This is a genomic window from Nocardioides agariphilus (genome assembly GCF_015352445.1).
Taxonomy (GTDB): domain Bacteria; phylum Actinomycetota; class Actinomycetes; order Propionibacteriales; family Nocardioidaceae; genus Nocardioides; species Nocardioides agariphilus.
In genome coordinates, this window is sequence record NZ_JADKPO010000058.1 from 1 (window position 1) to 7914 (window position 7914).

Annotated in this window: 8 protein-coding genes; 6 read left to right on the plus strand and 2 right to left on the minus strand. The window is 70.6% G+C overall.

The window, feature by feature from the left end:
• The first annotated feature begins 182 nt into the window (after positions 1–182).
• The 6 genes from ISU10_RS22330 to ISU10_RS22350 all read left to right on the plus strand — a co-directional run bounded on the left by ISU10_RS22330 (position 183) and on the right by ISU10_RS22350 (position 5578).
• Complete coding sequence (locus ISU10_RS22330; protein ID WP_194698661.1) at positions 183–848, plus strand: GntR family transcriptional regulator; 666 nt, start codon at positions 183–185, stop codon at positions 846–848.
• Positions 849–933: 85 nt separating this feature from the next.
• Positions 934–1728 carry an N-acyl homoserine lactonase family protein gene (locus ISU10_RS22335; RefSeq protein WP_194698662.1) on the plus strand — a complete coding sequence of 265 codons (795 nt, stop codon included), beginning with the start codon at positions 934–936 and terminating at the stop codon, positions 1726–1728.
• 10 nt (positions 1729–1738) lie between these two features.
• Positions 1739–2590 (plus strand): SDR family NAD(P)-dependent oxidoreductase, encoded by an 852-nt coding sequence (locus ISU10_RS22340; protein ID WP_194698663.1) that lies wholly within the window; start codon positions 1739–1741, stop codon positions 2588–2590.
• A complete protein-coding gene (locus ISU10_RS22345) occupies positions 2587–3504 on the plus strand; it encodes an NAD(P)-dependent oxidoreductase (protein ID WP_370865794.1) in 918 nt (305 codons plus the stop codon). The genes ISU10_RS22340 and ISU10_RS22345 overlap by 4 nt, the downstream gene beginning before the upstream one ends.
• Positions 3501–3872 (plus strand): cupin domain-containing protein, encoded by a 372-nt coding sequence (locus ISU10_RS23395; RefSeq protein ID WP_228501763.1) that lies wholly within the window; start codon positions 3501–3503, stop codon positions 3870–3872. Before ISU10_RS22345 ends, ISU10_RS23395 begins: the two co-directional genes overlap by 4 nt.
• The gene (locus ISU10_RS22350) at positions 3869–5578 is read left to right on the plus strand and encodes an NAD(P)-binding domain-containing protein (RefSeq protein WP_370865795.1); all 1710 of its coding nucleotides are present in this window, start codon (positions 3869–3871) and stop codon (positions 5576–5578) included. Before ISU10_RS23395 ends, ISU10_RS22350 begins: the two co-directional genes overlap by 4 nt.
• Positions 5579–5612: 34 nt before the next feature.
• Here the strand turns inward: ISU10_RS22350 and ISU10_RS22355 are convergent, their stop codons facing one another.
• Together ISU10_RS22355 and ISU10_RS22360 are read right to left on the minus strand one after the other, a co-directional pair.
• On the minus strand, positions 5613–7325 hold the full coding sequence (locus ISU10_RS22355) for a thiamine pyrophosphate-binding protein (RefSeq protein ID WP_194698665.1): 1713 nt from the start codon (positions 7323–7325) through the stop codon (positions 5613–5615).
• On the minus strand, positions 7322–7723 hold the full coding sequence (locus ISU10_RS22360; RefSeq protein ID WP_194698666.1) for a carboxymuconolactone decarboxylase family protein: 402 nt from the start codon (positions 7721–7723) through the stop codon (positions 7322–7324). Before ISU10_RS22360 ends, ISU10_RS22355 begins: the two co-directional genes overlap by 4 nt.
• Between the last annotated feature and the right edge of the window lie 191 nt (positions 7724–7914).

Here is a 7914-nt window from a genome sequence, read left to right on the forward strand (position 1 = left end):
CGTCGAACACGACGTGGCCTCACCCCGAGAAAGCACGGCTCCGCGCGACTAGCGTGCGGCGGTCAACCAGGTGACCGGCCTGGGTGATGGCATCGCGGGAGAGCCGCGGCCTCGCTTGTCGAGCCGGGCGGCGCACGCAACACTAGTATCACCGTCATACAATCCTCGGCGAACGGAACAGCATGGCCACTCCCGATGGGCTCCGCGTCACGCGCGTGTCGGCCCCGATCCGGTCCCAGGTGGTCGACAACATCCGCCAGGCCATCATCGACCGGCGGCTGCTGCCCGGCGAGCGGCTGGTGGAGCGGGAGCTCGTCGAGTCCATGGGCGTCTCCCGCACCAGCGTCCGTGAGGCCCTGCGCGAGCTGGCGGCCGAGGGCTTGGTTCACACCGTCCCGAACCGCGGCACCGTCGTGGCGAACGTCAGCCGCGAGCAGGCAATGCAGCTATATCGGGTCCGGGCCACCCTCGAGGGACTGGCTGGCCAGCTCTTCGCGGAGACGGCGTCACCGGCGCAGCGGCGGGCCCTCAAGAAGGCCTACGACGCCGTCGTGGCGACGTACTCCAAAGGCAACTCGGTCGTCGAGGTCAAGGACCGCTTCTTCGACGTCCTGCTCGACGGCACCGGCAACGACTCCCTCGCGGCCATCGCCCGGTCACTCCACGCCAGGGTCAGCGTACTGCGCGCCCTGACGCTGTCGGTACCCGGTCGGGTCGACCACAGCATGCGCGAACTCGGCGACATCATGGCCGCCATCGACGCCTCCGACGGCGACGCCGCGCGGCGCGCGTGCGCCCATCACGTCGAGGAGGCCGGCCGGGTGCTCTCGCTCGCCCTGCCCAGTTGACGGACGGCCGTCACCGACCCATTTTGTATGATAGACATACAATCTGTCTGACGGCTGGCGTCAGGCAGGGATCCCAGGAGCAGCGATGGCCGAGTTGGCGACCTTCGAGGCCCTGGCCGTCCGCTACGGCACCCGCACGACGATGCGGTCGGAGGTCTTCCTCCACCACCACCTGTACGGCGAGACGGACTCCCCGATCGGGATGGACTACTACTTCTGGGTCGTTCGCAACGAGAGGCGGACCATCGTGGTCGACTGCGGCTTCAACGAGCGTTCCGGCGGCGCTCGGGGCCGCACGATGCTCTGCCCGCCGCCCGAGGCCATGCGAGCACTCGGCATCGACCCCGCCGAGGTCACCCACGTCGTGGTGACACACGCCCACTACGACCACATCGGCAACCTCGACGCCTTCCCGACCGCCCGGATCGTGATCGCCGCCGAGGAGCTGGCCTTCTGGACCGGCCCGTACGCCGGCAAGCGGCTGTTCGCCCACTCGGCCGAGGCCGACGACATCGCCGTGCTGCGGCGTCTGGTCTCCGAGGATCGTGTCGACCAGGTGCGTGGCCACACCCAGCTGGTGCCCGGCGTCGACCTGATCGAGGTCGGGGGACACACGCCCGGTCAGTTGGTCGTGTGCGTCCGCTGCAAGGACTCCCTGGTGGTCGTGGCCTCGGATGCGCTGCACTACTACGAGGAGCTCGACCTCGAACGGCCCTTCGCCCACGTCGCCGACCTGCCGGCCATGTACGCCGGTTTCGACCTGCTGCGCGAGCTGACCGCCGCACCGGGCCGGCTCCTGGTCGCTGGGCACGACCCCGAGGTGATGCACCGGTTCGTGCCGGTGGCCGGTTACGAGTCACTCGCCGTGCGGATCGCGTGAGGAGCAGGAGATGTCACGTCCCGATCGACTGGCCGGCCAGGTCGCCGTGGTCACCGGCGGAGCTGGCGGGCTGGGAGCGGCCTCGGCGCGCCTCCTCTCCGAGGAGGGCGCCAGCGTGGTGGTCGTCGACCTGGACGGGGACCGCGCCGCCGAGGTGGCCGTCTCGCTGCCGGGTCCGGCGATCGGCATCGCCGCCGACGTCTCGTCGGAGGCCGACGTCGCCGGCTACGTCGCGGCCGCGGTGGAGCGCTTCGGGCGCCTGGACCTGCACCACCTGAACGCCGGGGTCCCCGGGTCATTCGCCGCCCTGCCCGACCTCTCGCTCGCCGACTTCGACCGGGTGCTCGCCGTCAACGTCTCCGGGGTGTTCCTCGGCCTGCGCGAGGCCTTCCGCTGCTACCAGGCGCAGGGGACGACCGGCAACATCGTCATCACCGCCTCGATCGGCAGCCTCCAGGGGTCGGCCGACCTGCTGGCCTACCAGACGTCGAAGCACGCGGTACTGGGGCTACTGCACGGCGCCGCGGTGTACGGCGGGCCGCTCGGCGTCCGCGTGAACGCCGTGGCCCCAGGCATCGTGCCGACCGAGCTCTTCGCGGCCAACGCCACCGCGAGCGGAGGGCGCGACGACATGGCGACGCGGGCCGCAACCACGCCGTTGCGGCGCGCCGGCCGGCCCGACGAGATCGCGACCGCGGTCGCCTTCCTGCTCAGCGACGAGGCCACCTACATCACCGGCGCGGTCCTATCCGCCGACGGCGGGGCCAGCGTGGTCAGCACGGTACGACCGTCGGGAGGGGCCGGCGCCTGGGACGCCGCGGCCCACGACAGGGCCTTCTACGGAGAGGAACGCCTCAGGTGAGCACACCAGTGGCCGGCATGGTCGGCCTGGGCAACATGGGCGGCCGGATGACGCGGCGGCTGGTGGCCGCGGGTCACCGGGTGCTGGGCTACGACGTCGACCCCGCGCGCGCGGCGGAGATCGGCTGCGAACCGGCGGCGTCGGTCGCCGACCTGGCCGCGGAGGCCACCGTCGTGCTGCTCTCCCTGCCCGACAGCGGGGTTGTGGAACGTGTTGTGCTCGGCGACGGAGGACTGCTGCAGTCCTGTCACGAGGGTCAAGTGGTCGTGGACCTCGGCACGTCGTCGCCCGCCTCCACCGTGCGCCTGCACGCCCGCTTCGGGGAACGAGGGGTCGAGCTGCTCGACGCCGGCATCTCGGGGGGCGCCGTGGCCGCCGAGGCCGGGAGTCTGACGCTCATGGTCGGTGGCTCCGCACAGACGCTGGAAGATCTGGCCTGGGTCACCGACCCGATCGCCGCGTCCGTCGTCCACATGGGCGCTCCGGGCAACGGTCACCTGACCAAGGTGCTCAACAACTTCCTGAACGCCGTCAGCCTCGCCGCCACCTCCGAGGTGATGGTCGCCGCCCGCAAGGCCGGCCTCGACCTCGCCCGGGTGCTGGACGTGCTGAACTCGAGCAGCGGGGTCAACTTCGCGACGCAGAAGCGGTTCCCCGCGATCATCACCGGCGACTACCTCGAGGGCGGCCTGACCAACGCCCTGATGACCAAGGACGTCGCCCTGTACGTCGCGGCCCTGGCGGACCTCGGGGTCACCTCCCTCAATGCCGCGGGTCCGCTTGCGTCGTTCGGGCTCGCGAACAACCTCGGGTACGCCGACCAGATCAGCAACCGGGTGGTGGATGCCCTCGGCGACGCGGCCGGCGGCGTACGCCTGCACAGCAGCGACGAACACAGCGAGGAGGACGCATGAGGATCGTGCGAGGACGCGACCCAGAGGCACCCACGGAGCAGCGGACCGCGACGTTCTCCGGAGTCGTGCACGCCGACCCGGCCATCGCCGCGGACGGGACGACCGTCGCGACCATCTCCTTCGCACCTGGCGCCCGCACCTTCTGGCACAGCCACGAGCGCGGTCAGCTCCTGAAGGTGGTCAGCGGCCGCGGCCTGGTGTGCACGTTCGGTGGCGAACCCCAGCGCATCGAGGTCGGAGACCTGGTGTGGGTGCCGCCGGGCGAGCGGCACTGGCACGGCGGCACGAGCACCACGGGGATGGTCCACCTCGCCGTGTCTCTCGGCACCACCGAGTGGTACGACGAGGTCAAGGAGGCACACCCGTGACGACCACCATCGGCGCAGGCGACACGGTCGGCATCGTCGGCGTCGGCCGGATGGGCGCACCAATGGCCCGGCGGCTCGCGCAGGGCGGCATCACCGTTCGGGCCTTCGACCCCGCGCCGGCCGCGACCGCCGAGCTGAGGGGCGAGGCGGGCGTCGAGGTCGTCGACGACGTCCTCGACGTCGTGACCGGATCGCACGCGGTGCTCCTGATGCTGCCGAGCTCGGACGTGGTCGAGGCCGTCTTGCTGGGAGACGGACTGCTGGCGGCCACCGACGCCACTTGCCTGCTCGTCGACATGGGATCCTCCGAGCCCGCGCGCACGCGGGCTCTCTCCGAGGACGCCCGCAAGCGGGGTGTCACGTTCGTCGACGCCCCGGTCTCGGGCGGCGTACGGGGTGCTGTCGCGGGGGCCCTCACGATCATGGTGGGGGGACCGCCCGAGGTGATGGCCCGCCTTCTGCCGGTCTTCGAACTGCTGGGCAGCAACGTCGTGCACGCTGGGAGTCCGGTCGGAGCCGGCCACGCCGTGAAGGCGCTGAACAATTTGCTGTCGGGCTCGCACCTCCTCGCGACGTCCGAGGCGCTGCTCGCCGCCCGCGAGTTCGGTCTCGACGTTCCAGTCGTCCTCGACATCATCAACGCCTCCAGCGGCAAGAGCGGCTCGACCGAGGTCAAGTGGCCCCGGTTCGTGCTGCCGGAGACCTACGACTCGGGCTTCGCGCTGCGGCTGATGCTCAAGGACATGCGCGCGGGGCTCGCGCTCGAGCAGGCCGTCGGGGTGCCCGCGCCCCTCGGGCTCGCGGCCGTCCAGGCCTGGGAGGCGGCCGCCGACGCGTTGCCGGCCGCGGCCGATCACACCGAGATCGCCCGCTGGCTCGAACGGCCAGCAGCACCACCAGGACAACCAGGACGACCACCGGAACCAGGAGCAGGGATGACGTTGACGTCGCGCCAGCAGGAGATCAAGGACGAGTTCGTCGCGCTTCGCGGCACGTGGGGGACGCCCTGGCGGCGGATGCTCGAGTTGGATCCCGAGTTCCTGCACGCCTACCTCCAGTTCTCCGCGGTGCCATGGCGCAAGAACCACCTGGACGCCAAGACGAAGGAGTTCATGTACATCGCGGTCGACGCCGCGGCCACCCACCTCTACGAGCCCGGCATCCGGCAGCACGTACGCGCCGCACTCGACCTGGGTGCCACCCCGGGCGAGATCATGGAGGTCATCGAGCTCACCAGCACCTTGGGGATCCACGCCTGCAACATCGGGGTGCCGCTCCTCCTCGAGGTCCTCGAGGAGGAGGGCCTGCGAGACGGCCCAGGTCCTCTCGACGAGCATCAGGAGCGCCTCAAGGCCGAGTTCACCGAGAACCGCGGCTACTGGCACGAGTTCTGGGAGGGCCTCCTTGAGCTGGATCCGGAGCTGTTCGCCACCTACGTCGACTTCTCGTCGCACCCATGGCTGCACGGGACCCTGGAGCCCAAGGTCCGCGAGTTCGTCTACATCGCCTTCGACGCGGCGGCCACCCACCTGTACGTGCCCGGCCTCAAACTGCACATGCGCAACGCCCTGCGCCTGGGCGCCACCCAGGAGGAGATCGTGGAAGTCCTCGAGATCGCCAGCGTCATCGGGATCCATGCGGCCACGGTGGCGGCGCCGATCCTGGCCGAGGAGATCGAGCGCACGCCGGCGGCCACCACGCCGTGATGGTCGCGGCCGGGCGCTCGCGCGCCCGGCCGAGTCAAGACACCGGCAGCGGTGCCACCACACCGATGTCGGTGTGCACGTCCAGCACCACCGGCCGGTCCGCGGACTGGGCCTGGTCCAGGGCACTGGACAGGTCTCCGGGCTTGTCGACGCGGATGCCGAGGGCGCCCATCTCGTTCGCGATCCGGGCGAAGTCGACGTCGATGTAGGTCCACATCTCCGCGGCCTTCGGCGTCGTCCCCTCCCCGCCGTAGGCACGGTCGAAGCCTCGCTTGCTCTGGTTGCCACCGTGGTTGTTGTTGACGACCGTGATGGCGTTGAGCTTCCAGCGCACGGCCGTCTCGATCTCGCCGAGGTGGTAGTAGAGGCCGGCGTCGCCGGTGAAGGTCACCACTGGACGGTCCGGAGCACCGGCCTTCGCGCCGATGCCTGCCGGGAAGGCCCAGCCCAGGTGGCCGGCGCTGCGGAGGTAGGACTGCCCAGCATCGGCCACGTCGAAGAACTGTCCCATCCACATGCCCGCGTGCCCGGTGTCGGCCAGCACGATGGCGTCCTGGGGCAGGTGCTCGGTGAGCTCGCCGCAGATCCGTTCCGGCCGGATCGGCACCGCGTCGCTCGTGAGCACGTCGAGATACTTCTCGCGCCATGCGCTCGTCGTCTGCTCGACCTGGGCCAGCCAGCCGGAACGGTCCCGCCGCTTCCGCTGCTCCGCGAGCCGTCGTAGCCCGTCGAGCGCGAGCTTCGCGTCCGCGAGCACGGCCGCTCGCAGCGGGTAGTTGCGCCCGATGTTCTCCGGCTCGATGTCAATCTGCACCGCCGGGGTGCCGATCGGCGGGACCGCCCAGAAGTGCGTCGTCATGCCGCCCGCCCGGGTGCCGACGAAGCACACGAGGTCGGCCGCGCCGACCACCTGGTTGGCGGACTCACGCGAGTACGTGCCGACCTGACCCACCGCCAGCGGGTGCCGTCCGGGAATCGAGTCGCGACCGTTCGCGGAGGTCGCCACGGGGATGGAGAGCCACTCCGCGAGGGCCACCAGCTCGGCTCCCGCATCGGAGGCCCGGACGCCACCACCGGCGACGATCACGGGTCGCTCCGCGGCGTCGAGCACGTCAAGCACCTGTTCCAGCGCAGCCGGGTCCGGTACCACGCGGTAGGCCGGCACCTGGGAGAACCTGGGGTCGACGAACGGCTCGACCAGCGTCTCCTGGATGTCCACCTGGCCCTCGTTGCCCTGAACCTGCAGGTGGACCGGGCCCGGGTTGCCGGTGGTGGCGACCCGGAAGGCCTGGCCGATCATGTCGCTGAACCGGTCGGGGTGGTCGATGACGGCGTTGTACTTGGTGACCTGGTCGAAGGCCGGCAGGTCGTCGGCCTCCTGGTAGACGTTGCGGAACTGGGTCTCGGGCAGTCGTCCCCCCGTGAAGGCGATGACGGGCGAGCTGGCCAGGAAGGGCTCGCGCAGCCCGGCGGCGAGGTTCAGCGCTCCCACGACCTGGGCTGCGCACACCCCCGGCCGGCGGGACGCGCGAGCGTACCCGTCGGCCATGTACGCCGCCGACTTCTCGCCGTGAGTCGCGATCCTCGCCACTGCCGGGTGCCGGCGCTCCAGCTCGGCGAAGGAGCGGCGGATGACGGCCGGCACCATGAACACGTGGGTCACTCCGTGACCAGCGATCATGTCGGCCACCACCGTGGCAGCGGAGTGCGGGGTCCCGGAGGGACGCCCGTCTTCGACTGCCCTCAACGCTGGGACTCCGCGCGCAGCTCGGCCAGGACCCGCTCGGCGGTACGACACGACTCCAGCGCAGCCGGCGCTCCGCAGTAGGCCGCCGTCTGGAGGAGGACCTCCTGGATCTCCTGCTCGGTGCACCCGTTGCGCACCGCTCCCCTCACGTGGACGCCGAGCTCGTGCATCCGGTCGAGTGCGGTGAGGATAGCCAGGTTCAGCAGGCTGCGGGTGCGGCGGTCGAGGCCCGGCCTGGACCAGACGTCTCCCCAGCATGTCTCGGTCACGTACTCCTGGATCGGGCGGGAGAAATCCGAGCTCTGCGTCAAGGAGCGGTTCACGTGCTCCTCACCGAGGACCTCGAGCCGGATGGCCGTACCGGCCTCGAGACGAGGTCTCGGTTGGACTTCACTCATGCACGTTCCCCTGTCGCCCTGGCGCTACCGGTTGGCACGTCGGAATATGGTCCGACGATCATACAATCCTTGAGGACGGGCGACAATCGCGTCCCGCATGACGGTCGGGCCCCAACCCCCCAGCGGAACCGGGCCGGGCCCTGTGTGGTCACGAGGTCCCCGCTTGCGGGTTACCGGCCACGTGTTCGACA

Excerpts from the sequence above, each read along its gene's own strand:
- ISU10_RS22330 (WP_194698661.1), top strand. The coding sequence starts at position 183 with ATGGCCACTCCCGATGGGCTCCGCGTCACGCGCGTGTCGGCCCCGATC.
- ISU10_RS22335 (WP_194698662.1), top strand. The coding sequence starts at position 934 with ATGGCCGAGTTGGCGACCTTCGAGGCCCTGGCCGTCCGCTACGGCACC.
- ISU10_RS22340 (WP_194698663.1), top strand. The coding sequence starts at position 1,739 with ATGTCACGTCCCGATCGACTGGCCGGCCAGGTCGCCGTGGTCACCGGC.
- ISU10_RS23395 (WP_228501763.1), top strand. The coding sequence starts at position 3,501 with ATGAGGATCGTGCGAGGACGCGACCCAGAGGCACCCACGGAGCAGCGG.
- ISU10_RS22360 (WP_194698666.1), bottom strand. The coding sequence starts at position 7,723 with ATGAGTGAAGTCCAACCGAGACCTCGTCTCGAGGCCGGTACGGCCATC.